Genomic DNA, 23,647 nt, shown 5'->3' on the forward strand with positions numbered 1-23,647 from the left:
ATATTCATAGGGTTAGGTGAAAAAAAGGTGTTGACACCCCTCCGGAATTCCGTAGAATGCCGCCTCACAGCAGGCACGTAGCTCAGTTGGTTAGAGCACCACCTTGACATGGTGGGGGTCGTTGGTTCGAGTCCAATCGCGCCTACCAAACAAAATCCGCTCTGCTGGGCGGTCTGGAAGGGCTCACCGAAAGGTGGGCCCTTTTTTGTTGTCTGCGATTTGCGCAACGCTTGTTCCCGGTCCTTTCCGCTTCGCTCTGATCAGCTCTCCATTCATTACTGTTTGCGCAAAATGATCAAGCGCCATTTTGGTGCATTCTTCTTCCATTTCGTTGTTGAAAACACCTGAATATCCAAAGGCTTACAGCTCTTTTTCTCTAACCGGTTATCGAAAAAGCCTTGTTGCATGTTGGGAATTTAAGTAACATCGGACCTGCGTTCACCACCACGGTTTATGCATTTTTAAATCCCAAGCTTCCATCAGCTGCTTGGGATTTTTTTTGCCTGCGATTTGGCGTTGGGCATCTATCTCACCTTCACCTCCAGGCGAGGCGCCGTTTTTTCGTCTACTACTGACTGGCCGATTTTCAACTCTTTATAAGGGAGTGCGTCGATGCTGAGTCAGTGGGTCCTTGCCGCTATTCATCTATTCGCGTTTGCCTTGGCTTTCTGGGCAGTGCTGACGCGCGGCACAGCGTTCAGCCAGCTCTCGGCGGGCACGGGAGAGGTCAAGCGCGTTCTGCTCGCGGATAACCTTTGGGGGCTTTCAGCTTTGACGCTGCTTATCACCGGAGCGATGCGTGGGTTTGGTGGTTACGAGAAAGGCTCTGGCTATTACCTGCATCAGCCGCTGTTTCATCTGAAGATGACGCTGTTCTTGCTGATACTACTGATGGAGCTTGCACCCATGATCACGCTGATCAAATGGCGCATCGCATCGTCGCGCGGGGTAGCGCCTGATGCCGGGCGTGCGAAGTTGTACGCGGGAATCAGTCATGTTGAAGCGCTGCTGCTGATCCTGATGATGGTCGCGGCGACAGGCATGGCGCGTGGGGTGATATTCGCTTAGAAGGCGAAATTCTCCGTGCTCTATCGGAAACGTCCGACAGCCAGCTCCAGGAGTGAAAGGTAATATCGGCGCAAGAAAGGAGGGAGTGATAAGTGAAAGGAGTCAGTGTGCTTCAGGCGCCGTGCCCAGCGGGGTGAAATGCGGATGGCTAAACGGCGCGTGAATCTTTAGCCAGTCTTGCGCGACGGCAATAGGACTGGCTACGTAATGCAAAGTGGCTCAGGGTGTTTGCGGCTTGTCCGGAGCGGTCAGGCCGGCCTGGATGCGTTGGTAAATTTCTTCACGGTGCACTGCCACGTTTTTCGGAGCGTTGATGCCGATGCGGACTTGTTGGCCGCTGACTCCGAGGATGGTGATCGTGATGTCATCACCAATGTTTATGCTTTCACCGACTTTGCGGGTGAGTATCAGCATGGTCTTCTCCTTGATTGCTTTGTAGGGCACCTGATTCAGACAGTGCAGAGGTCGGTGGTATCTATAGATTAGTGCGAAGTCTCACGGTTTGGGTGCCTCTTTCTGACGCGCAGATGCGGCATTAATTCCCAGGGCGTAACTATACAGAGGCTGCAATCATCATTCTCGTTGTTTTGTGCCCATTTTGCGGGGCTCGCGAAGTATTTATGAATGATAAGATCGCTGCTTTACGAATTCCGAGGAAAGCGTTGTGCGCAAATTGGTTTGGCTGGTAGCGGCACTGGCATTGGCAGGCTGCGGTGAAGGCAAGAATGTAGATGCGCCGAAGCCTGAGACGAAGGTCGCGGCAGCGCCGGCGGCCGCCGCGCCACAGTGGGATCTGGAAGTGCGTGGCGAGACTCCTCAGGCCGTCAGTGACCTGAGCGGCTGGTTGATCGAGCACGCTTTCGTTCCGACGGTCGTCAAGGACGGCAACGGTAAAACGCGCATTCTGATAGGTCCGTTCAACTCCCTGGCTGATGCCGAAGCGCGCAAGGTGCAGGTGGATGCGGCGTTGGTAAAAGCCAAGAAACAAAATATCGAGTCGGTGGTGATTGAGCATCCGCTCACGCCATAAGCGTAGCGCCTTCAAAACAGATTGAACGCCAGACATGAAAAAGGCCTCGAGCATAACGCTCGAGGCCTTTTTATTTGTGCTGCGATCAGCCGCAGGCTTTCAGATTTACCGAGCCGACAAACTCGTTGCCGCGCCCCATCACGCACGCCACGCTCTGGTTGCGCTGACGTTCCCAGTCCTGCACTGGATAGGTCTTGTCCCACGCCTCGTACAACTGCCGATCCTGCTTCGACAGGCGCAGTCCGTATTGTTTGCTCATATAAAAATACGTGCGGGCGATCATGCCGCGAATCGAAGGGCGGGGCATGACTTTCTTCGCTTTGAAGTCGACCTGGGTCAGGCAGGATCCATACTGACCGGACTGCACCGGCAACCAGCCGTAGCTGAAGTTGCTGCGATCACCGTTGACCTCACCGATGCTCGGCACCAGGTTGTGCAGATCAGCTTCGGCCTTTTGATAAACCGGATCGTAACGCGTGCAATTTTTGCGTCCGCCTTGCTGCCAGCACTGTCGCTGATGCCCGATCTGCCACGCCGGCACGATGTGCTCCCACTCGATCCTCGATGCACGCTTGGCGTTCTTGCGCGGCACATAGCCGCAAGCCTTGAGATCTACGCGGTTGCCGGTGTACTTGCAGCCGCAGTAAAACTCCGTGGACTGCGGCGCATAAAGTTTCCATGCGGCTTTCTTGGCTTCGGAAAATGTACGCGGGGCGCCAGCCTGGGCGCCCACGGCGAAAAACAACAACAGCAAAGCAACACAGCGGACACTCATTGAATCAATCTTCCTTCGGCACAACCCAAAAAATCTGCACGCCACCGTCATCGCGATAAGCGAGGGTAACGTTGTCGTTCTCGTCGATTTCCTCGAGCAAGCGCTCCCAGTCGTCCATCGGCTCATCCGGCAAACGAAAAATCAGTGCGGCTTTGGCTTTTTGTGCGGTGGGGGAATTGATGATTTTCTGAACGCGCATACCCATGCGTTCATAAGCGTCAGGAGCAGCAGGAGAGGTGGCCACGAGGTTATCCTTATTAAGCTGTACGTGCATACAGTATTTAACTGTAAGCGATTTCGCAACTGCTTAAAATTCAAGAAAATCCTCTGACAGCGGGTTTCCGATTTTGGTGTAGGGCTTGTCGAGATTTTTGTGGGAAAAGTATTGGAAGGGTGTAAGCGGGGCACCACCTGCCAAGCTGACAGGTGATGCGCAATTGCCCGATCGAGAAGTAATCAGGCGATGTTCAATCAGTATTCCCAGAACATCCGTTGCAGCTCTTTGCTGTCGTTGGTCTTGGTCAGCGCGACCATCGCCAGGATGCGGGCTTTTTGCGGGTTCAGATCGTGAGCGACAACCCAGTCGTATTTGTCGTCAGGCTGTTCGGCGTTACGCAGGACAAAGCCGCCGGCGTTGACGTGGGACGAGCGAATGATCTGCACGCCATCCTTGCGCAGCGCTTGCAGGGATGGAACCACTCGAGAGGATACCGAACCGTTGCCAGTGCCGGCGTGGATGATGGCTTTGGCGCCGGCTTGTGCCAGTGCCTTGTAGGCGGTATCGCTGACGTTGCCGTAGGAATAGGCAATTTCTACGTCAGGCAGGCTCTTGATGTTTTTGATGTCGAATTCCGAATCCATGGTGTGACGCTTGGCCGGCAGGCGGAACCAGTAGGATTTGCCTTCGACCACCATGCCCAGCGGACCCCAAGCGCTTTTGAATGCTTCGGTCTTGATGTTGATCATTTTGCTGACGTCGCGACCGGACTGGATCTCGTCGTTCATGGTCACCAGCACACCTTTGCCGCGCGCTTCTTTGCTGCTCGCCACGGCGACGGCGTTGTACAGGTTGAGCATGCCGTCTGCCGACATGGCAGTGCCCGGACGCATCGAGCCAACGACGATGATCGGCTTGTCGGTCTTCTCGACCAGGTTCAGGAAGTAAGCGGTTTCTTCGAGGGTGTCGGTACCGTGGGTGATAACGATGCCGTCGACGTCCTTACTGTCAGCCAGTTCGGAAACGCGACGACCCAATTGCAGCAGGTTGTCGTTGGTGATGCTTTCCGAAGCGATCTGCATGACTTGTTCGCCACGCACGTTAGCCAGTTTGCTCAACTCGGGAATGCCGGCAATCAGTTGTTCGATGCCGACTTTTGCTGCCTGATAAGTGGCGCTGTTGGCAGCACTGGCGCCGGCGCCAGCGATGGTGCCGCCTGTGGCGAGGACGACGACGTTGGCCAGTTTCGTCTGGGTTTCGGCTTCTTTTGCCTGAAGGGCAGTAGGCAGGAGCAGGAGGAGGGCCAATGCGCCCGGAATCAAAGTATTGAAAGCAGATTTCATTATTTTTCTCTCTAGTCGTGAGACGGTGCTGATGCAGGTTCATCTAGATGCGCCCCAAGCCGATCTGAATGCTCGGGGTGCAAGGACGGGAGCAGGATTCATACCATGCGTAATGTGCTGGCGGAAAATGTTTAACCCAATGATTTAAATCAATATTTGTCGAGGGCTGGAGCATCGTTGAGGATTCATCCATCCGGGATTCCGAACGACAGGAGGATTCGCGTTCGGCTCGCCGATAGGCAATCTCTGAAAAGCCAGGCGGGTGACAAATCTCCGCTAAAGAAATGTGCTCTCAGGCCGATGCGTCCTCAAGGAAACCAAATCTTAGGAGTTCACATGTCACTGACGGTCGGTTTTGCCAATCCCGCTGCAGTCACCATTGGCGGTAAAACTGCAGCGACGATCAACAGCCTGAACGATGCGACCAATGAGACTTCGGCGCAGGCGCTGGGTACCGAAAAGACTGAGAAGAATCAGGTCAGAACCGGTGGCGGGCCTGTGCAGGAAAACAGTGAAACCGAGGCTGACAGCAATCTCAGCATCACCGTCAAGACGTTGCTCAAGCGGATGAAGGAATTGCAGAAGCAACTTCAGGAGCAGCAACAGCAACTGGCTGCGGCTCAGGCCGCAAGCTATCCGACTCCCGAAGCGAAATCCCAGGCAGTGATGTCGATTCAGGGCCAGATCGCGCAAACCAGCGCCGCACTGGCAGAGGTGGCGGGTGCGTTGGTCAAGGAGATGTCGAAAAGCGCTACCAGCGGTGGCCTGGTCAACACAACCGCCTGAAGCGTCAGATGGCCGACTCAGCGATTCGGCCTACAACAAAAGACGATTTCTGATTGTTGACAAATGTCGGCGGGATTCTCATAGTTCGGTCTACGCAAACGTTTGCGCGGCTTGGAAGGGCATCTGCTCCCGGAGCCGTGACGTAGCTTACGTCAGCGCAAACGTTGCTCACAATAATCATAAGATCGGAGTGAACCCATGAAGCTGCCATTCGCCGCACGTCTTCTTGCTGTCGCTATGCTGGCTGCCACAGCCGCCGCACTACCTGTCTCCTCGGCGTTCGCCGAATCTGCAGAAAAGCCCAAAGTCGCCCTGGTCATGAAATCTTTGGCCAACGAATTCTTCCTGACCATGGAAGACGGCGCCAAGGCCTACCAGAAAGAACACTCCGCCGATTTCGATCTGATCTCCAACGGTATCAAGGACGAAACCGACACGGCCGGCCAGACTCGCATCGTCGAACAGATGATCTTGGCCAAGGTGAATGCACTGGTGATCGCGCCTTCTGACTCCAAGGCCATGGTGCCGGTGATCAAGAAGGCCGTAGACGCCGGTATCACGGTGATCAACATCGACAACCAGCTCGATCCCGCCGTGGTCAAAAGCAAAAACATCAACGTGCCGTTCGTAGGTCCGGACAACCGCAAGGGTGCACGTCTGGTTGGCGAATATCTGGCCAAGCAACTGAAGGCGGGCGACGAGGTCGGCATCATCGAAGGCGTGTCCACCACCACCAACGCGCAGGCGCGCACGGCCGGTTTCAAGGACGCGATGGAAGCCGCGCAGATCAAAGTGGTCTCGCTGCAGTCCGGTGACTGGGAGATCGACAAGGGCAACAAGGTTGCCGCTTCGATCCTCAGTGAATACCCGGATGTCAAAGCGCTGCTGGCCGGTAACGACAGCATGGCGGTCGGTGCCGTTTCCGCAGTCCGTGCCGCTGGTAAGGCAGGGCAGGTGAAAGTCGTCGGTTACGACAATATCAACGCGATCAAGCCAATGCTCAAGGACGGCCGCGTGCTGGCGACGGCTGACCAGTTTGCAGCCAAGCAGGCCGTGTTCGGCATCGAAACCGCGCTGAAGATCATCAAAGGCGAGAAAGTCGACAGCGGTGCCAACGGCGTGATCGAAACACCGGTCGAGCTGGTCACCCAGTAAGTCATCTGGCGACACAACGGCGCTCGTCCGTCCGGGCGAGCGCGTGGAGATTCCTATGTCAGTTTCCGCTCCGAACGCTGTCCTCTCGGTCAGCGGTATCGGCAAGACCTATGCGCAACCGGTGCTCACCGGCATCGATCTGACGCTGATGCGCGGTGAAGTACTGGCGCTGACCGGCGAAAATGGTGCCGGCAAAAGTACCCTGTCGAAGATCATTGGTGGTCTGGTCACACCCACTACCGGCCAGATGCAATTCCACGGCAAGGACTATCGTCCGGGCAGCCGTACCCAGGCTGAAGAGCTTGGCGTGCGCATGGTCATGCAAGAACTCAATCTGTTGCCGACGCTGTCGGTGGCGGAAAACCTGTTTCTGGATAATCTGCCGAGCAGCGCTGGCTGGATCAGTCGCAAGCAGTTGCGCAAGGCGGCGATCGAAGCCATGGCGCAGGTCGGCCTCGATGCGATCGACCCGGACACACTGGTTGGCGAGTTGGGTATCGGTCATCAACAGATGGTCGAAATCGCGCGCAACCTGATCGGCGACTGCCACGTGCTGATCCTCGATGAGCCGACCGCGATGCTCACGGCGCGCGAAGTCGAAATGCTCTTCGAGCAGATCAGCCGATTGCAGGCTCGCGGCGTTTCCATCATCTATATCTCCCATCGTCTCGAAGAACTGGCGCGGGTGGCGCAGCGTATTGCTGTGCTGCGTGACGGCAATCTGGTCTGCGTCGAGCCGATGGCCAACTACAACAGCGAGCAACTGGTCACCTTGATGGTCGGTCGCGAACTGGGCGAACACATCGACATGGGGCCGCGCAAGATCGGCGCTCCGGCGTTGACGGTCAAAGGCCTGACCCGTTCTGACAAAGTCCGCGACGTCTCTTTCGAGGTGCGTGCCGGGGAGATCTTCGGCATTTCCGGATTGATCGGAGCTGGGCGCACGGAATTGCTGCGGCTGATATTCGGTGCCGATGCTGCCGACAGCGGCACCATCGCGCTCGGCTCCCCGGCCAAGGTCGTGAGTGTTCGCTCGCCAGTCGATGCCGTACGCAATGGCATCGCGTTGATCACCGAGGATCGCAAGGGCGAAGGGCTGCTGCTCAGTCAGTCGATCAGCGCCAACATCGCCTTGGGCAACATGCCGGAAATCTCCAGTGGCGGTTTCGTCAACAACGGCGACGAAATTTGCCTGGCGCAACGTCAGATCGAGGCCATGCGCATCCGCAGTTCGAGCCCGACGCAGTTGGTTTCGGAACTGTCCGGCGGCAATCAGCAGAAGGTCGTGATCGGTCGCTGGCTGGAGCGCGACTGTTCGGTGCTGCTGTTCGACGAGCCTACTCGTGGAATCGATGTCGGTGCCAAGTTCGATATTTACGGTTTGCTCGGTGAGTTGACCCGCCAGGGCAAGGCATTGGTCGTGGTGTCCAGTGACTTGCGTGAGTTGATGCTGATCTGCGACCGGATCGGCGTGCTCTCGGCGGGACGTCTGATCGACACCTTCGAGCGCGACAGCTGGACCCAGGATGATTTGCTTGCCGCCGCTTTCGCCGGCTACCAGAAACGTGATGCGTTGCTCAATGAAGCAGCGCCTAGGGATCTCCCATGAAAACTGCATCTTCTGCCAGTAAACGTAGTGGCAATTTCTTTGGCCTGGGTACTTATCTGGGCCTGGCCGGTGCCTTGCTGGCGATGATTGCGCTGTTCTCAGTCCTGAGCAGCCATTTCCTCTCGTACAACACCTTCAGCACCCTGGCCAACCAGATTCCCGACCTGATGGTGCTGGCCGTGGGCATGACCTTTGTGCTGATCATCGGCGGCATCGACCTGTCCGTCGGCTCGGTCCTCGCGCTGGCCGCATCGACGGTCAGCGTTGCGATTCTCGGCTGGGGCTGGAGCGTTTTGCCAGCGGCGCTGCTCGGCATGGCGGTGGCGGCTCTGGCCGGGACCATCACTGGCTCGATCACCGTGGCCTGGCGGATTCCGTCGTTCATTGTCTCCCTCGGCGTGCTGGAAATGGCTCGCGGTGTGGCGTATCAGATGACCGGGTCGCGTACTGCGTACATCGGCGATGCGTTCGCTTGGCTGTCGAATCCGATCGCGTTCGGCATTTCCCCGTCGTTCATCATCGCTTTGCTGGTGATCTTCATCGCGCAGGCAGTTTTGACCCGCACTGTTTTCGGCCGTTACCTGATCGGCATCGGTACTAACGAAGAAGCCGTGCGACTTGCCGGGATCAATCCCAAGCCCTACAAGATTCTGGTGTTCAGCCTGATGGGGCTGCTGGCGGGCATCGCTGCGCTGTTTCAGATTTCGCGTCTGGAAGCGGCTGACCCGAACGCAGGTTCGGGTCTGGAACTGCAAGTGATCGCGGCGGTGGTTATCGGTGGTACCAGCCTGATGGGTGGACGCGGGTCGGTGATCAGCACTTTCTTTGGTGTGTTGATCATTTCCGTGCTCGCGGCCGGTCTCGCGCAGATTGGTGCGACGGAGCCGACCAAGCGCATCATCACCGGCGCGGTAATCGTTATCGCTGTGGTGCTCGACACCTATCGCAGTCAACGCGCCAGTCGCCGGGGCTGAACCATGGCAACGATCAAGGATGTAGCGGCGCTCGCGGGCATTTCCTACACGACCGTGTCGCACGTGGTGAATAACACCCGCCCGGTGAGTCAGGAAGTGCGGCGCAAAGTCGAGGCGGCGATCAAGAGCCTCGACTACGTTCCCAGTGCCGTGGCGCGCTCGCTGAAAGCCAAGACCACGGCGACCATTGGCCTGCTGGTGCCTAATAGCCTCAACCCGTACTTCGCTGAATTGGCGCGGGGGATCGAGGATTACTGCGAGCGCAACGGCTATTGCGTGATCCTCTGTAATTCCGACGACAACCCGGACAAGCAGCGCAGCTATTTGCGTGTGTTACTGGAAAAACGCATTGACGGTTTGATCGTCGCCTCCGCCGGCGGCGACAGTGGTCTGGCGCAAGGGCTGGCGGGCGTGAAGACGCCGATGGTCATCGTTGACCGGGGTCTGGAAGGTGTGAATGCCGATCTGGTGCGTATCGATCACGAATACGGCGCTTATCTGGCAACCCGTCACCTGCTCGAGTTGGGGCATCGCGACATCGCCACCATCGGCGGTCCTGCCAGTACCAGCGTGGCGCAAATGCGTCAGGCCGGTTATTGCCGAGCGCTGCGAGAAGCGGGAATCGAGGTGCGTGAGGAGCGTATGCTCGAAAGCGACTTCACCAGCACCGGCGGTTACAACGCCGCTGCCCGGCTGCTCGAAAGCAATCCCCCGAGCGCGATTTTTGCCGGTAACGACATGATTGGCATCGGTGTGCTGCGTGCGGCGGCTGAACGTAATGTCCGGGTGCCGGCTGAGCTGTCGGTGATCGGCTTCGATGACATTCAGATGAGCCGTTATGTCTATCCGGCGCTGACCACGGTCGGCCAGTCGATCCTGCAATTGGGCGAGATGGCCGCCGAAGTGCTGTTGCGCAGAATTGCTGCGCCCGATTCGGGCACCGATCAACGCATCGTGACCCCGAGCATTGTCCTGCGCGAATCGACCGCGCCGCTGTCCGGCGTGTTCACCGAATATCGCTGAAACCGAATTGATGAGTAGTGATGTATGCCAGCAAATGTAGTGGTAATAGGCAGCCTGAACATGGACCTGGTCACCCGGGCGCCACGGCTGCCACGCGGCGGTGAAACGCTGATTGGTCATTCCTTTGCCACGGTGTCTGGCGGCAAGGGCGCCAATCAGGCGGTTGCTGCTGCGCGCTTGGGCGCTAAGGTGGCAATGATCGGTTGCGTCGGAAATGACGACTATGGTGTGCGATTGCGCGATGCCTTGCTCGCCGAGCACATCGACTGCCAGGCTGTCAGTGTCGTAGAGGATTCCAGTGGCGTAGCGCTGATTGTGGTGGATGACAACAGCCAGAACGCCATCGTGATTGTCGCCGGTGCCAACGGCGCGATGACGCCGGCAGTGATCGACCGCTTTGATGCGGTTTTACAGGCCGCCGATGTAGTGATCTGTCAGCTCGAGATTCCCGACGCGACGGTCGGGCATGCGCTCAAGCGTGCGCGTGAACTGGGCAAAACCGTCATCCTCAACCCGGCGCCGGCCAGCCGTCCTTTGCCGGCAGACTGGTTTGCCGCCATCGACTATCTGATTCCCAACGAAAGCGAAGCCGCCGCATTGAGCGGGCTCGCTGTCGACTCGCTGCAGTCGGCAGAAACGGCTGCCACTCAGTTGATTGCCATGGGCGCGGGCAAAGTCATCGTCACGTTAGGCGCGCAAGGCTCATTGTTCGCCAACGGCAACGGCTTCGAACATTTCCCCGCGCCGGCCGTGAAGGCGGTCGATACCACGGCGGCGGGCGACACTTTTGTCGGCGGTTTCGCCGCAGCGCTGGCCTATGGCAAATCTGAGGCCGAGGCGATTCGCTACGGTCAGATCGCCGCTGCACTGTCGGTTACCCGCGCCGGTGCGCAACCGTCGATTCCAACCATATCCGAAGTACAGGCGTTCAAACCCGCATGAAAAAGACTCCTTTGCTTAATGTCGCGCTGTCGCGACTGATCGCTTCTCTTGGCCACGGTGACATGGTCGTGATTGGCGATGCCGGTTTGCCCGTGCCACCGGGTGTCGAGTTGATTGATCTGGCGCTGACCCATGGCATCCCTGATTTCGTCAGCACGCTGAAAGTTGTACTCAGCGAGATGCAGGTAGAAAGCCATGTGCTGGCCAAAGAGATCTTCGACAAACAACCCACGGCACTGGCCGAGCTGGACGCGTTGAACGAAGAGGGCGCGCTGGGCCGTAGGGATCTGCTCACCCACGAGCAGTTCAAGGTGCTTAGCCGACAAGCCAGGGCGATCATTCGTACAGGAGAATGTCAGCCGTACTGCAACATCGTTCTGGTCGCCGGGGTTACATTCTGATTTCCGATATCACCTGCACAAGGAATGCGCTATGCAACGCTATGCTGAAAAAATTCACCAACTGATCCGGAGTCTGCTGCTTTTGTCCGTGATAACTGCGACCGGCGCTCAGGCGGCGGAAAAGATCGATCTGATCATCGATACCGATCCAGGCGCCGACGACGTGGTCGCTTTGCTCTTCGCGCTGGCGTCGCCGGATGAACTGAATATTCGCGCGCTGACTACCGTGGCCGGCAACGTGCGCCTGGACAAGACTTCGCGCAACGCGCGGCTGGCTCGCGAATGGGCCGGGCGCGAAGACGTGCCGGTTTACGCTGGCGCACCGAAGCCACTGATGCGCACGCCGATCTACGCCGAGAACATTCATGGCAAGGAAGGCTTGTCGGGCGTCACGGTTCACGAACCGAAGAAAGGCCTGGCGAAAGGTAATGCGGTCAATTATCTGATCGACACTCTTAAATCGGCCAAACCGCACAGCATCACCATCGCCATGCTCGGCCCGCAGACCAACCTGGCTCTGGCGTTGATCCAGGAACCGGAGATCGTTCAGGGCATCAAGGAAGTGGTGATCATGGGCGGGGCGCATTTCAACGGTGGCAACATCACCCCTGTGGCTGAATTCAATTTGTTCGCTGATCCGCAGGCTGCCGAGGTGGTGCTCAAGAGCGGGGTGAAACTCACCTATCTGCCGCTGGACGTGACCCACAAGATCCTGACCAGTGAGGCGCGCCTGAAGCAGATCGCCGCGCTGAACAACAATGCGAGCAAGATCGTCGGCGACATTCTCAACGAATACATCAAGGGCGATATGGAGCACTACGGCATTCCCGGTGGACCGGTGCATGACGCGACGGTTGTGGCGTATCTGCTCAAGCCCGAGTTGTTTACCGGTCGGGCGGTCAACGTCGTGGTGGATAGCCGTGAAGGACCGACATTCGGCCAGACCATTGTTGACTGGTATGACGGCCTGAAAGCACCGAAGAATGCATTCTGGGTCGAAAATGGCGACGCCCAAGGCTTCTTTGATCTGCTGACCGAGCGCCTGAAACGCCTGAAATAAGTCGTCAACCCGCAGGCGGTTGCCTGCGGGTTTTCACTGCGGCTGTTCGGCCTGACCAATTGGGTATCGCTCGAATACCTGATTGATAAAATGCTGCGCCGCTTCTATCCCCAACTCCTTGACCAGTAAATCAATGCCGATCAGCGCCAATTCTTCCGTCGTGCCGGGGCTGTAAGAGCTGTGTCCTTCGGCCCATTTGGCGTTGATGGAGGCGTCGATGCTTACACTGGTCATGAGGAGGCTCGAAAGGTCGGAATGTCTGTTTTTCGAGTTAACCATTTTGAGCGGCGTTTGACACTGCGACTTAGGCATGAGCGGAGCGCTATGCGACACTTGGTCTTTTCCGGCTTACCAAGGACCCTGTTGTGCAAATCGATCTGAATAGCCCTGATGGCCTCACACTCGAGGCAGTGCGCCAATTGCTCGCCTCGGCCAGTGACGACGCACACAACCAGTTGCGTGTGACCAAAGATGGCATCGCCTATCTGTCCACCGTGACCGGTGGGCAGGATATCGGCGGTCTGCGGTTTCGCCTGGAAACCTGGTCAAAGGGCTCCGGCTATGTAGGCAACGTCGCAGCCAGCGATGACGTCTGGGTGAGGCAGATATTCAACGCGCTAAAGGACAACTGGCCGAATCCGCCGTATGACTACATCGACGTTTATTGAGGTCGTTAATATTCAGTCACGATTGTTTGCTGAGTCGCCGCGCGCAGCTCAGGCACACTCGGCATTTTTCCGCTCGTGGGGCAGGGCATGGCTTGAGCCTTGAAACCAAACGCCGCATTGGCGGTCGCACGATCTCTGCTTAAACATTTGAAAACAAGGAGGCTTCATGCCTTTGAAGTTCGCGACACTGGGTGCACTTATGGCCGCTGCTCTGTTGGCTGGTTGCAGCACAACCTCCAGCGAGTCGGCAAAGGAGCCCGTGGCGGCTGAATCAGGAAACAGCCGCTGCGAAGCATCGGCAGCGCAATTTGCCATCGGCAAGAAGGCATCCCCTGAGTTGCTGGATCAGGCGCGTGCCAAGGCTGGGGCGCAAAATGCGCGCTTCCTCAAGCCAAACGACATGATCACCCTGGAATACCGCTCCGATCGCCTGAATCTGAACACCGACAACAACCTGGTGGTTACCCGCGTCAATTGCGGCTGAACACTTTGTTCAAGACATAAAAAACCCCGTCACTTGGACGGGGTTTTTTTAGTGCGCCGAGAAATTACTCTGGGCGAACCTGTGCAGCTTGCATACCCTTTTGGCCTTTCTCAGCCACGAAAGAGACGGTCTGGCCTTCTTTCAGGCTTTTGAAACCGTCGGATTCGATAGCTTTGAAGTGTACGAACAGGTCGTCACCGCCACCTTGAGGAGTGATGAAGCCGAAGCCTTTTTCATCGTTGAACCATTTAACGGTGCCGGTTTGGCGATTAGACATGGTGTATCTCCAAGAAACATATATTTTCAGTAGTGCTGTGCTGCTCAGGCCAACTGGGCACACCCGGGTATCATAGTCGAAATGTTCGCTTTGGTAGCCCCCCGGACGTGCTGTTTGCCAATCAGTCGTGTTTTCTTTGCCACCCGTTTCTGCTGAAAGCCCCGGTTTGAAAGGCTTTCAGCGAAACGTAAAGACGATAAAAAAACCTGTAAAACCTGCATAAATCGTCTGAAAAGGCTCATTTCCAGCACTTTTTTCCGCCTTTCAGCCGATGTTAATGCCCGGTTTTCTTATTTTTTCGGGGCGGTATTTGCCTTGCATTTGGCGATCTGGCCAAGGGCTTTCTGTTGCAATTCAGGAGTCGCCTTGTTGTCCATCAGCGCCTGAATGTCGCTGGCCGGATAGGACTTGATGGCGTCAGCTCCGCAAGCGCAGTGGGATTTCGCCGCTGCAGCACCGATTTGCTGGGTCGCAGCCTGAGTGCACTGGGTCATGTACTTTTCGCGCTCGCCTTTCGGCCAGTCGGCATGGGCGCTCAGTGGCAGCAGCAGAACGACGGGGGCGACGAGGGCGAATAAGCTTTTCAGACGCATGCGAGGATGCTCCTTGTGGGTCAATGTCTTGTTATCTGAGGGCGCAACGGCCTATCAAGTTCAGCACTCTGGCATAAAAACGGACATTTGGCCTTCTGCCAAATCAGGACGTAAGCGACCGCTCATCTGTGCTAGCATGCCGGGCTCAAGCGTTCTCAGGCTTCGGATGACCTTCAGTCCCGAAGCGGTCGGCGTGCGAATTTTTCCGATTTGAATCCCAGTCACTCTGGTTCGGTTTTCCGGTTGGCCGCAAGGCTCCTGCCGCTGTAAGGCAGGCGTTCGTCATTGAATGGCCTGGATCGGATCTTGTACTGGCTCATCCCAACCCACGTGACCTTTGGTAGGGGTCACCACTAGGAGAGGAGGCGCCATGCCAACTATTACTCTTCCCGACGGCAGTCAACGTTCATTCGATCACCCGGTTTCCGTAGCCGAGGTCGCCGCATCCATTGGTGCAGGTCTGGCCAAAGCCACGCTCGCGGGCAAGGTCAATGGCCAACTGGTCGACGCCAGCGACATCATCAGCAGCGACGCGACCCTGCAAATCATTACGCCAAAGGATGAAGAGGGGCTGGAGATCATTCGCCACTCTTGCGCGCACCTGGTTGGCCACGCGGTCAAACAGCTGTACCCGACCGCGAAGATGGTCATCGGCCCGGTCATCGACGAAGGCTTCTATTACGACATCGCCTACGAGCGTCCTTTCACGCCGGAAGACATGGCGGCCATCGAACAGCGCATGCAGCAGCTGATCGAGAAGGATTACGACGTCATCAAGAAAGTCACTCCGCGCGCCGAAGTGATCGAAGTGTTCAAGGCCCGTGGCGAAGACTACAAGCTGCGCCTGGTCGAAGACATGCCGAACGAGCAGGCCATGGGTCTGTACTATCACGAAGAATACGTCGACATGTGCCGCGGTCCGCACGTGCCGAACACGCGTTTCCTGAAATCCTTCAAGCTGACCAAGCTGTCGGGCGCCTACTGGCGTGGCGACGCCAAGAACGAGCAATTGCAGCGCGTCTACGGCACCGCCTGGGCGGACAAGAAACAGCTGGCGGCGTACATCCAGCGCATCGAAGAAGCCGAGAAGCGCGATCACCGCAAGATCGGCAAGCGCCTGGGCCTGTTCCACACTCAGGAAGAGTCGCCGGGCATGGTGTTCTGGCACCCGAACGGCTGGACTCTGTACCAGGTGCTCGAGCAGTACATGCGCAAGATCCAGCGCGACAACGGCTACCTTGAGATCAAGACTCCTCAAGTCGTCGACCGCAGCCTGTGGGAGAAATCCGGGCACTGGGCCAACTACGCCGACAACATGTTCACCACTCAGTCGGAAAACCGCGACTACGCCATCAAGCCGATGAACTGCCCATGCCACGTGCAGGTGTTCAATCAGGGCCTGAAAAGCTACCGCGAGTTGCCGATGCGTCTGGCCGAGTTCGGTGCTTGCCACCGTAACGAGCCGTCGGGTGCGTTGCACGGCATCATGCGCGTGCGAGCGTTCACTCAGGACGACGCGCACATCTTCTGCACAGAAGAGCAGATGCAGGCCGAGTCCGCTGCGTTCATCAAGCTGACCATGGACGTCTATCGCGATTTCGGCTTTACCGAAGTCGAGATGAAACTCTCCACTCGTCCGGAAAAACGCGTCGGCTCCGATGAGCTGTGGGATCGCGCTGAAGCAGCATTGGCTGCAGCCCTTGATTCTGCTGGCCTGCCGTACGATCTGCAGCCGGGCGAGGGTGCTTTCTACGGGCCGAAGATCGAGTTCTCGCTGAAAGATTGTCTCGGTCGAGTCTGGCAGTGTGGTACCTTGCAGCTCGATTTTAACCTGCCTGTCCGTTTGGGCGCTGAATACGTCTCTGAAGACAACAGCCGCAAACACCCGGTGATGTTGCACCGCGCGATCCTCGGTTCGTTCGAGCGTTTCGTCGGGATTCTGATCGAGCACTACGAAGGTGCTTTCCCTGCTTGGCTCGCGCCGACCCAGGCGGTGATCATGAATATCACTGATAAACAGGCAGATTTTGTTGCAGAGGTTGAAAAAACTCTCAACGAAAGCGGATTTCGTGCCAAGTCCGACTTGAGAAATGAAAAGATCGGCTTTAAAATCCGCGAGCATACTTTGCTCAAGGTTCCCTATCTTTTGGTTATCGGAGATAAGGAAGTCGAGATGCAGACTGTCGCTGTGCGTACTCGTGAAGGTGCTGACCTGGGCTCGATGCCCGTCGCCCAGTTCGCTGAGTTTCTCGCGCAAGCGGTTTCCCGGCGTGGTCGCCCAGATTCGGAGTAATTATTATTAAGCGTGAAATGAGACAAGATAAACGAGCTGCACCGAAAGCCCCGATCAACGAGAATATCTCGGCACGCGAGGTTCGGTTAATTGGCGCTGATGGCGAGCAGATTGGCATCGTCTCGATTGATGAAGCGCTTCGTATCGCTGAAGAAGCAAAGCTTGATCTGGTGGAAATTTCCGCAGATGCAGTCCCGCCTGTTTGCCGGGTGATGGACTACGGCAAATCGATCTTCGAGAAGAAGAAGCAGATTGCCGCGGCGAAGAAAAACCAGAAGCAGATTCAGGTTAAAGAAATCAAGTTTCGTCCAGGGACGGAGGAAGGGGATTACCAGGTAAAACTGCGCAACCTGGTACGTTTCCTGAGTGACGGGGACAGGGCCAAGGTATCCTTGCGATTCCGCGGCCGTGAGATGGCCCACCAGGAGCTGGGGATGGAACTCCTCAAGCGGGTTGAACAAGACCTGCTCGAGTACGGTTCGGTCGAACAGCATCCTAAGATGGAAGGACGCCAGCTGATCATGGTCATCGCCCCGAAAAAGAAGAAGTAATCAACAGGGCACGGCAGGCCTTCTGATTATGTTTATCAACTGAATGCGGAGTATCCGAACATGCCAAAAATGAAAACCAAAAGTGGTGCTGCCAAGCGGTTTCTGAAAACTGCTAACGGCATCAAGCACAAGCACGCTTTCAAGAGCCACATCCTGACTAAAATGTCGACCAAGCGTAAGCGTCAACTGCGCGGTAGCAGCTTGCTGCATCCGTCTGACGTGGCAAAAGTCGAGCGCATGCTGCGCCTTCGTTAATTTAGTCAAGAATAGAGGAAGTAACTCATGGCTCGTGTAAAGCGTGGCGTCATTGCCCGTAAGCGTCACAAAAAAATTCTGAAACTTGCTAAAGGCTACTACGGCGCACGCTCCCGCGTATTCCGTGTTGCCAAGCAAGCGGTAATCAAGGCAGGCCAATACGCCTACCGTGACCGTCGTCAGAAAAAACGTCAGTTCCGCGCTCTGTGGATCGCTCGTATCAACGCTGGTGCTCGTGTTAACGGTCTGTCCTACAGCCGTTTCATTGCTGGCCTGAAAAAAGCGTCCATCGAGATCGACCGTAAGGTTCTGGCTGATCTGGCAGTGAACGAAAAAGCGGCGTTTGCTGCGATTGTCGAGAAAGCTAAAGCCACCTTGGCTTAAGTACCCCCGACAGTCACCCGGCCTCACCTCTGTGGGGCCAGGTGTTAAACGTCATAAATAGGGGAAGAGCCTTCAAGCTCTTCCCCTATTTTGTATCTGGAGTCTGTACATGGAAAACCTGGATGCGCTGGTCTCTCAAGCACTAGAGGCTGTGCAAAGCGCTGAAGATATCAATGCCCTGGAGCAAATCCGGGTTCAATACCTTGGCAAGAAGGGCGAATTGACTCAGGTGATGAAGACCCTGGGGAATCTGCCGGCCGAAGAGCGTCCGCAAGTCGGTGCGCTGATCAACGTTGCCAAGGAGCGTGTTACAGGCGTTCTCAATGCGCGCATGGCATTGTTTGAAGAAGCCGAACTGGCTGCCAAACTGTCTGCCGAATCCATCGACGTGACGTTGCCGGGCCGTGGCCAGACCTCTGGCGGTCTGCATCCGGTCACCCGGACTCTGGAGCGCGTCGAGCAGTTCTTCACCCGCATTGGCTACGGCATCGCCGAAGGCCCTGAGGTCGAAGACGACTACCACAACTTTGAAGCGCTCAACATCCCAGGCCATCACCCGGCCCGGTCGATGCATGACACCTTCTATTTCAATGCCAACATGTTGTTGCGCACCCATACCTCGCCGGTACAGGTCCGCACCATGGAATCCAAGCAGCCGCCGATCCGCATCGTCTGCCCGGGCCGCGTGTATCGCAGCGACTCCGATATCACCCATTCGCCGATGTTCCACCAGGTCGAAGGCCTGCTGGTCGATCGCGATATCAATTTTGCCGATCTCAAAGGCACCATCGAAGAATTCCTGCGGGTGTTCTTCGAGAAAGAACTGGCCGTGCGTTTCCGTCCTTCGTACTTCCCGTTCACCGAGCCATCCGCTGAAGTCGATATGGAATGCGTGATGTGCAGCGGCAAAGGCTGCCGCGTCTGCAAGCAGACCGGCTGGCTGGAAGTGATGGGCTGCGGCATGGTTCACCCGAACGTGCTGCGCATGTCTGGCATAGACCCGGAAGAGTTCTCCGGCTTTGCCTTCGGCATGGGCGTCGAGCGTCTGGCCATGCTCCGTTACGGCGTGAACGACTTGCGTCTGTTCTTCGACAACGACTTGCGGTTCCTCGCGCAATTTCGCTAGTCGTAACGAATTCTTAGGAGAGCAGGATGAAATTCAGTGAACAATGGCTGCGTGGCTGGGTCAGCCCGCAGGTAGATCGCGACGAGCTGGTTGCCCGTCTGTCGATGGCCGGTCTTGAGGTCGATAGCGTTACTCCGGCCGCCGGCGTATTCAGTGGTGTGGTGGTGGGTGAGGTGCTGAGCACCGAGCAGCATCCGGACGCCGACAAGTTGCGCGTATGCCAGGTCAGTAATGGCGCGGAAACCTTCCAGGTCGTGTGCGGAGCGCCAAACGTGCGCCCGGGCCTGAAGATTCCGTTCGCCATGATTGGCGCAGAGCTGCCGGGCGACTTCAAGATCAAGAAGGCCAAGCTGCGTGGCGTCGAGTCCAACGGCATGCTGTGCTCGCAGGCAGAGCTGCAGGTCGGTGAGGGCAACGACGGTCTGATGGAGCTGCCGGCCAATGCGCCGGTGGGCGAAGATTTCCGTGTGTATCTGGATCTGGAAGACGCCAGCATCGAGGTCGACCTGACCCCGAACCGTGGCGACTGCCTGTCCCTGGCCGGTCTGGCCCGTGAAGTCGGCGCGCTGTACGCCGTGCCGGTAACCCGTCCTGTGGTGCCTGCGGTTGCAGCGGTACACGACGAAGTCCGTTCGGTCGAGGTGCTGGCCCCGGCTGCCTGCCCACGTTACCTGGGTCGGGTCATCCGGAACGTCGACCTGTCCAAGCCAACCCCGCTGTGGATGGTTGAGCGTCTGCGTCGCGCCGACGTGCGCAGCATCGACGCTGCCGTCGACATCACCAACTACGTGATGCTCGAGCTGGGTCAGCCGCTGCACGCTTTCGATCTCGCCGAAATCAATGGCGGGATTCGTGTGCGCATGGCTGAAGAGGGCGAGAAGCTGGTTCTGCTCGATGGTCAGGAAGTCAGCCTGCGTAGCGATACGCTGGTCATCGCTGACCACACTCGTGCACTGGCGATCGCCGGCGTCATGGGTGGCGAGCACAGCGGTGTTTCCGCGACCACGCGCGATGTGTTCCTCGAATCTGCGTTCTTTGATCAGATTGCGGTTGCCGGCAAGGCACGTTCTTACGGCTTGCACACCGACGCTTCGCATCGCTACGAGCGTGGCGTTGACTGGCAGCTGGCACGTGAAGCCATGGAGCGCGCCACTGGCCTGCTGCTGGAGATCACTGGTGGCGAAGCTGGCCCGATCATCGAGACCGTCAGCGAGCAACATCTGCCATCGATTGCACCGATCACTCTGCGTGCCCAGCGCATCACGCAAATGCTCGGCATGGAGATGGATTCGGCACAGGTCGAGCGTCTGCTCGGCGCCCTGGGCCTGAACATTGCCGCTGACGGCGAAGGGCAATGGCGCGTTGAAGTGCCAAGCCACCGCTTCGATATCAGCCTGGAAGTCGACCTGATCGAAGAGCTGGCTCGTCTGTACGGTTACAACCGTCTGCCGGTTCGCTACCCGCAAGCGCGTCTGGCGCCGCAAGCCAAGGCAGAAGCGCGTAGTGATCTGCCTGAGCTGCGTCGCCTGCTGGTTGCTCGTGGTTATCAGGAAGCGATCACTTACAGCTTCATCGATCCGCGTCAGTTCGAACTGTTCAATCCAGGTGTCGAGCCGCTGTTGCTGGCTAATCCGATCTCCAACGATATGGCCGCCATGCGCTCGTCGTTGTGGCCAGGTCTGGTCAAGGCGTTGCAGCACAACCTCAACCGTCAGCAGGATCGCGTGCGTCTGTTCGAGAGCGGCCTGCGCTTCGTTGGTCAGCTTGAGGGCTTGAAGCAAGAGCCTATGCTGTCCGGGGTTGTTTGCGGGAGTCGCTTGCCGGAAGGCTGGGCGCAGGGTCGGGATACCGTCGACTTCTTCGACGTAAAGGCTGACGTGGAAGCGGTACTGGGTTTCGCCGGTGCCCTGGATTCGTTCACCTTTGCTCCGGGCAAGCACCCGGCGCTGCATCCGGGTCAGACCGCGCGCATCGAGCGTGAAGGTCGCGAGGTAGGCTATATCGGTGCAATCCACCCTGAGTTGTCAAAGGCGCTGGGGCTCGATCGTCCGGTGTTCGTCTTCGAGCTGGTTCTGGCGGAAGTGGCGCTCGGTAAAATGCCAAAATTCCACGAGTTGTCGCGCTTTCCTGAAGTGCGTCGTGATCTTGCACTGATCGCGCACAAAGACGTCGCGGCCTCGGCTGTGCTGGACGTAATCCGTGAAAATGCAGGCGAATGGCTCACAGAGCTCAGGCTGTTTGACGTGTATCAGGGTAAAGGTATTGATCCTGATAGAAAAAGCCTTGCAGTCGGCTTGACCTGGCAGCATCCATCGCGCACTCTTAATGACGATGAGGTGAATTCGACGACGCAAAATATCCTCACCTCGCTCGAACAAAGGTTGAACGCCACGTTAAGGAAGTGACGTATGGGGGCTTTGACGAAAGCTGAGATGGCGGAACGTCTGTATGAAGAGCTGGGCCTGAACAAGCGGGAAGCCAAGGAATTGGTCGAACTGTTTTTCGAGGAAATCAGGCACGCTCTTGAAGACAACGAGCAGGTCAAATTGTCCGGTTTCGGCAATTTCGACCTTCGGGACAAACGCCAGCGGCCTGGCCGCAACCCGAAAACGGGGGAAGAAATCCCGATCACGGCTCGCCGTGTGGTCACCTTTCGTCCAGGGCAGAAGTTGAAGGCCCGAGTTGAGGCTTATGCTGGAACCAAGTCATAACGACGAACTACCGGTCATCCCGGGCAAACGCTACTTCACCATCGGTGAAGTCAGCGAGCTGTGTGCCGTAAAGCCACACGTGCTGCGCTACTGGGAGCAGGAGTTTCCTCAGCTCAACCCCGTCAAACGCCGCGGGAACCGCCGGTATTATCAGCGCCAGGACGTGCTGATGATCCGGCAGATCCGCGCGCTCCTTTACGATCAGGGTTTCACCATCGGCGGCGCACGACTGCGTTTGTCCGGCGACGAAGCCAAAGATGACACCACACAGTACAAACAGATGATTCGGCAGATGATTGCCGAATTGGAAGACGTTCTGGTGGTACTCAAGAAATAAAAACCTGCGTTTGAATACTTCCAGTTTTCAAAAGCTTGCGATATATTCTTGAGCGTTCTTCGAGGTGAAGAACGGGATGCAACATCAGTCGGGGCGTAGCGCAGTCCGGTAGCGCACTAGCATGGGGTGCTAGGGGTCGAGTGTTCGAATCACTCCGTCCCGACCATTATTCCTGATTAGAATCAGACACTTAAGCCGATCAGATGGATCGGCTTTTTTGTGCCTGCGCAAAACCCGCGCAAAACTTGCGCAAAACTACCCGGTGATTTCGCTGATATTCAGATCAGGAATTGCCTCTGACCAGACGATCTCGGCATGGTCCTTCTGGTAGTTCTTCGTCATGGTCTCGCTGGCGTGGCCGGCGATCTTCTGACCGTCCTTCCCGGCTTTCTGATACAGGTGCAGCGACAGCGCTCGCACTTCATGGAAGCCCGGCATTTCCTCTTCCTTCCATCCCTTGTAACAACCCGCCGCATCCCGGGCCTCCTTGAAGGCTCGCGTCAAATATCGCTCTTCGACCTGCGTCCAGTGGTCCTTCGTCTGCGCCTGCTTCTGCTTTTTGCGGTCTGGGCGGCGATGTATCAGGTAGGGCGAGACGATGTCATCCCGGCACCGGCTGATAACTGCCTGGAGTTCTTCGGTTACTTTGAACCGGATCCAAGCCGCGTCGCTGGCCTTGGCCGTCTTCTGCTGAACCACATACAAAAACCCTTCCCGAACACCATCGAACCGCATATTTAAGATGTCCGTCCGGCGCTGCGCGGTGATCAGTGCCAGGTCGATTGCGTTCTGCAGCCAGAACGGTGAGTTCTCCCGAATGGCCTTCAGGCCTTCGACGGTGTGTCGCTTGCGCTGCTTCTTCTCAATTCGATTGATGGTGCTGGCGGCCGGGTTATCCGGGCACAGCCCTTTTGCCGCTGCGTGGTTGAAGATGTCGATCAGCAGCGCGCGGCACTGGTTGGCAGTGCGCGGGGTGAGGGCGTCCAGCATCTGCGCGATCATGCGGATCGTGATCTGATCGATGGCTTTGCCTTCGAACTGTTTCCTGAAACGACGGAAATGCACGGCGTACAAGCCCAGCGTTCCTTTTGCGAGTTCCCTCGGCGGCAGAACGTCGCGTTCGTATGCGTCCAGGAAGCCGGCGAACGATTCCGATGTGCTGCCCATTACGGCGCCGACCAGGTCAGCGCCGCGCATGAACTCCAGATTCAACTGCTTCGCGGCATCGATCGCCTTAATCCGGTCAGACCCGAACTGGAACCACTTACCGTCGGTGGGCCGGCGGTAGCGATAGGTCGAGCGCCGCGAATCGAAGTACAGGTTCTGCGGTAGGCTCTTGTTCGCCTTGTTGCGCGGCCGTGGGACCATCATGCAGCTCCTTTCAATACCATCGCGACCAGATCATTGCCGTCCGAACGGCTGAACGCCGTCCAATCAACGTACCAGAGTTTGCCAATCTGCTCGCCGGGCACCTTGCCGTTGCGGATGTAGTTGCGGATCGCCTGGGGGCAGGGTGGTGTTCCGTTTTCACCCCAGCGCCGGCGCTGGAATTCACTGATCTTGATCAGCTCTTTTTTCATTGGTG

General features: G+C 57.2%; 29 protein-coding genes and 2 tRNA genes. 22 read left to right on the plus strand and 9 right to left on the minus strand.

Annotated features, from left to right (window positions below; genetic code table 11):
* The first annotated feature begins 71 nt into the window (after window positions 1-71).
* Window positions 72-148: transfer RNA gene (locus BXA01_RS25640), tRNA-Val, on the plus strand.
* A 464-nt stretch (window positions 149-612) separates the two neighbouring features.
* Entirely contained in the window at window positions 613-1,068 is a 456-nt protein-coding gene (locus BXA01_RS25645; RefSeq protein ID WP_076567147.1) for a DUF2214 family protein, read from the plus strand.
* Between the two features lie 219 nt (window positions 1,069-1,287).
* Here the strand turns inward: BXA01_RS25645 and csrA are convergent, their stop codons facing one another.
* Window positions 1,288-1,482: a carbon storage regulator CsrA gene (gene csrA, locus BXA01_RS25650; RefSeq protein WP_003179932.1), complete on the minus strand. Its 195-nt coding sequence runs from the start codon at window positions 1,480-1,482 to the stop codon at window positions 1,288-1,290.
* 250 nt (window positions 1,483-1,732) lie between these two features.
* On the opposite strand from csrA, the gene BXA01_RS25655 reads away from it, so the two are divergent.
* Window positions 1,733-2,098: an SPOR domain-containing protein gene (locus BXA01_RS25655; protein ID WP_076567149.1), complete on the plus strand. Its 366-nt coding sequence runs from the start codon at window positions 1,733-1,735 to the stop codon at window positions 2,096-2,098.
* Window positions 2,099-2,183: 85 nt separating this feature from the next.
* On the opposite strand, the gene BXA01_RS25660 is transcribed toward BXA01_RS25655, so the two are convergent.
* The 3 genes from BXA01_RS25660 to BXA01_RS25670 form a co-directional block, all read right to left on the minus strand.
* The gene (locus BXA01_RS25660; protein ID WP_041478547.1) at window positions 2,184-2,873 is read right to left on the minus strand and encodes an endonuclease; all 690 of its coding nucleotides are present in this window, start codon (window positions 2,871-2,873) and stop codon (window positions 2,184-2,186) included.
* Between the two features lie 4 nt (window positions 2,874-2,877).
* Window positions 2,878-3,147 (minus strand): DUF1654 domain-containing protein, encoded by a 270-nt coding sequence (locus tag BXA01_RS25665; RefSeq protein WP_016774035.1) that lies wholly within the window; start codon window positions 3,145-3,147, stop codon window positions 2,878-2,880.
* A 197-nt stretch (window positions 3,148-3,344) separates the two neighbouring features.
* Window positions 3,345-4,433: an asparaginase gene (locus BXA01_RS25670; protein WP_041478548.1), complete on the minus strand. Its 1,089-nt coding sequence runs from the start codon at window positions 4,431-4,433 to the stop codon at window positions 3,345-3,347.
* A gap of 336 nt (window positions 4,434-4,769) precedes the next feature.
* Between BXA01_RS25670 and BXA01_RS25675 the strand changes: the two genes are divergently transcribed.
* The 8 genes from BXA01_RS25675 to BXA01_RS25710 all read left to right on the plus strand — a co-directional run bounded on the left by BXA01_RS25675 (window position 4,770) and on the right by BXA01_RS25710 (window position 12,383).
* Window positions 4,770-5,219 (plus strand): hypothetical protein, encoded by a 450-nt coding sequence (locus BXA01_RS25675; protein WP_041478549.1) that lies wholly within the window; start codon window positions 4,770-4,772, stop codon window positions 5,217-5,219.
* A gap of 198 nt (window positions 5,220-5,417) precedes the next feature.
* Window positions 5,418-6,374: a sugar ABC transporter substrate-binding protein gene (locus BXA01_RS25680; RefSeq protein ID WP_024012403.1), complete on the plus strand. Its 957-nt coding sequence runs from the start codon at window positions 5,418-5,420 to the stop codon at window positions 6,372-6,374.
* 55 nt (window positions 6,375-6,429) lie between these two features.
* Window positions 6,430-7,983 carry a sugar ABC transporter ATP-binding protein gene (locus tag BXA01_RS25685; RefSeq protein ID WP_076567151.1) on the plus strand — a complete coding sequence of 518 codons (1,554 nt, stop codon included), beginning with the start codon at window positions 6,430-6,432 and terminating at the stop codon, window positions 7,981-7,983.
* Entirely contained in the window at window positions 7,980-8,957 is a 978-nt protein-coding gene (locus BXA01_RS25690; RefSeq protein WP_016774040.1) for an ABC transporter permease, read from the plus strand. Before BXA01_RS25685 ends, BXA01_RS25690 begins: the two co-directional genes overlap by 4 nt.
* Window positions 8,958-8,960: 3 nt before the next feature.
* On the plus strand, window positions 8,961-9,980 hold the full coding sequence (locus tag BXA01_RS25695; protein WP_076567153.1) for a LacI family DNA-binding transcriptional regulator: 1,020 nt from the start codon (window positions 8,961-8,963) through the stop codon (window positions 9,978-9,980).
* Between the two features lie 24 nt (window positions 9,981-10,004).
* Window positions 10,005-10,922: a ribokinase gene (gene rbsK, locus BXA01_RS25700; RefSeq protein ID WP_076567155.1), complete on the plus strand. Its 918-nt coding sequence runs from the start codon at window positions 10,005-10,007 to the stop codon at window positions 10,920-10,922.
* Window positions 10,919-11,323, plus strand: coding sequence for a D-ribose pyranase (gene rbsD / locus BXA01_RS25705; RefSeq protein ID WP_076567157.1), 405 nt, complete (start codon window positions 10,919-10,921; stop codon window positions 11,321-11,323). The genes rbsK and rbsD overlap by 4 nt, the downstream gene beginning before the upstream one ends.
* Window positions 11,324-11,354: 31 nt before the next feature.
* Window positions 11,355-12,383 (plus strand): nucleoside hydrolase, encoded by a 1,029-nt coding sequence (locus tag BXA01_RS25710; RefSeq protein ID WP_076567159.1) that lies wholly within the window; start codon window positions 11,355-11,357, stop codon window positions 12,381-12,383.
* 33 nt (window positions 12,384-12,416) lie between these two features.
* Here the strand turns inward: BXA01_RS25710 and BXA01_RS25715 are convergent, their stop codons facing one another.
* The gene (locus BXA01_RS25715) at window positions 12,417-12,617 is read right to left on the minus strand and encodes a hypothetical protein (protein ID WP_076567161.1); all 201 of its coding nucleotides are present in this window, start codon (window positions 12,615-12,617) and stop codon (window positions 12,417-12,419) included.
* A 131-nt stretch (window positions 12,618-12,748) separates the two neighbouring features.
* On the opposite strand from BXA01_RS25715, the gene BXA01_RS25720 reads away from it, so the two are divergent.
* Entirely contained in the window at window positions 12,749-13,051 is a 303-nt protein-coding gene (locus BXA01_RS25720; protein WP_076567163.1) for a hypothetical protein, read from the plus strand.
* Between the two features lie 166 nt (window positions 13,052-13,217).
* On the plus strand, window positions 13,218-13,535 hold the full coding sequence (locus tag BXA01_RS25725) for an I78 family peptidase inhibitor (RefSeq protein ID WP_016774047.1): 318 nt from the start codon (window positions 13,218-13,220) through the stop codon (window positions 13,533-13,535).
* 64 nt (window positions 13,536-13,599) lie between these two features.
* On the opposite strand, the gene BXA01_RS25730 is transcribed toward BXA01_RS25725, so the two are convergent.
* Together BXA01_RS25730 and BXA01_RS25735 are read right to left on the minus strand one after the other, a co-directional pair.
* Complete coding sequence (locus tag BXA01_RS25730; RefSeq protein ID WP_003179963.1) at window positions 13,600-13,812, minus strand: cold-shock protein; 213 nt, start codon at window positions 13,810-13,812, stop codon at window positions 13,600-13,602.
* 290 nt (window positions 13,813-14,102) lie between these two features.
* Complete coding sequence (locus BXA01_RS25735) at window positions 14,103-14,405, minus strand: hypothetical protein (protein ID WP_076567165.1); 303 nt, start codon at window positions 14,403-14,405, stop codon at window positions 14,103-14,105.
* 370 nt (window positions 14,406-14,775) lie between these two features.
* On the opposite strand from BXA01_RS25735, the gene thrS reads away from it, so the two are divergent.
* From thrS to BXA01_RS25780, 9 genes are all read left to right on the plus strand, one after another.
* Complete coding sequence (gene thrS / locus BXA01_RS25740; protein ID WP_024012407.1) at window positions 14,776-16,698, plus strand: threonine--tRNA ligase; 1,923 nt, start codon at window positions 14,776-14,778, stop codon at window positions 16,696-16,698.
* The gene (gene infC / locus BXA01_RS25745) at window positions 16,698-17,249 is read left to right on the plus strand and encodes a translation initiation factor IF-3 (protein ID WP_169432615.1); all 552 of its coding nucleotides are present in this window, start codon (window positions 16,698-16,700) and stop codon (window positions 17,247-17,249) included. Before thrS ends, infC begins: the two co-directional genes overlap by 1 nt.
* Before the next feature lie 60 nt (window positions 17,250-17,309).
* The gene (rpmI, locus tag BXA01_RS25750; RefSeq protein WP_002553160.1) at window positions 17,310-17,504 is read left to right on the plus strand and encodes a 50S ribosomal protein L35; all 195 of its coding nucleotides are present in this window, start codon (window positions 17,310-17,312) and stop codon (window positions 17,502-17,504) included.
* Between the two features lie 27 nt (window positions 17,505-17,531).
* Window positions 17,532-17,888 (plus strand): 50S ribosomal protein L20, encoded by a 357-nt coding sequence (gene rplT, locus BXA01_RS25755; protein WP_002553161.1) that lies wholly within the window; start codon window positions 17,532-17,534, stop codon window positions 17,886-17,888.
* Window positions 17,889-17,997: 109 nt separating this feature from the next.
* On the plus strand, window positions 17,998-19,014 hold the full coding sequence (gene pheS, locus BXA01_RS25760) for a phenylalanine--tRNA ligase subunit alpha (protein WP_003226365.1): 1,017 nt from the start codon (window positions 17,998-18,000) through the stop codon (window positions 19,012-19,014).
* A gap of 26 nt (window positions 19,015-19,040) precedes the next feature.
* Complete coding sequence (pheT, locus tag BXA01_RS25765) at window positions 19,041-21,419, plus strand: phenylalanine--tRNA ligase subunit beta (protein ID WP_076567167.1); 2,379 nt, start codon at window positions 19,041-19,043, stop codon at window positions 21,417-21,419.
* A gap of 3 nt (window positions 21,420-21,422) precedes the next feature.
* Window positions 21,423-21,725: an integration host factor subunit alpha gene (gene ihfA, locus BXA01_RS25770; RefSeq protein WP_002553164.1), complete on the plus strand. Its 303-nt coding sequence runs from the start codon at window positions 21,423-21,425 to the stop codon at window positions 21,723-21,725.
* A complete protein-coding gene (locus tag BXA01_RS25775) occupies window positions 21,706-22,062 on the plus strand; it encodes a MerR family transcriptional regulator (RefSeq protein ID WP_003179985.1) in 357 nt (118 codons plus the stop codon). The genes ihfA and BXA01_RS25775 overlap by 20 nt, the downstream gene beginning before the upstream one ends.
* Window positions 22,063-22,151: 89 nt before the next feature.
* A tRNA-Pro gene (locus BXA01_RS25780) sits at window positions 22,152-22,228 on the plus strand.
* Between the two features lie 89 nt (window positions 22,229-22,317).
* Here BXA01_RS25780 and BXA01_RS25785 read toward each other — a convergent pair.
* Complete coding sequence (locus BXA01_RS25785) at window positions 22,318-23,430, minus strand: tyrosine-type recombinase/integrase (RefSeq protein ID WP_076567169.1); 1,113 nt, start codon at window positions 23,428-23,430, stop codon at window positions 22,318-22,320.
* Entirely contained in the window at window positions 23,430-23,642 is a 213-nt protein-coding gene (locus BXA01_RS25790; protein WP_076567171.1) for a hypothetical protein, read from the minus strand. Before BXA01_RS25790 ends, BXA01_RS25785 begins: the two co-directional genes overlap by 1 nt.
* Window positions 23,643-23,647 lie beyond the last annotated feature (5 nt).

Source organism: Pseudomonas sp. B10 (assembly GCF_900156235.1).
In the GTDB taxonomy this organism is placed as follows: domain Bacteria; phylum Pseudomonadota; class Gammaproteobacteria; order Pseudomonadales; family Pseudomonadaceae; genus Aquipseudomonas; species Aquipseudomonas siliginis.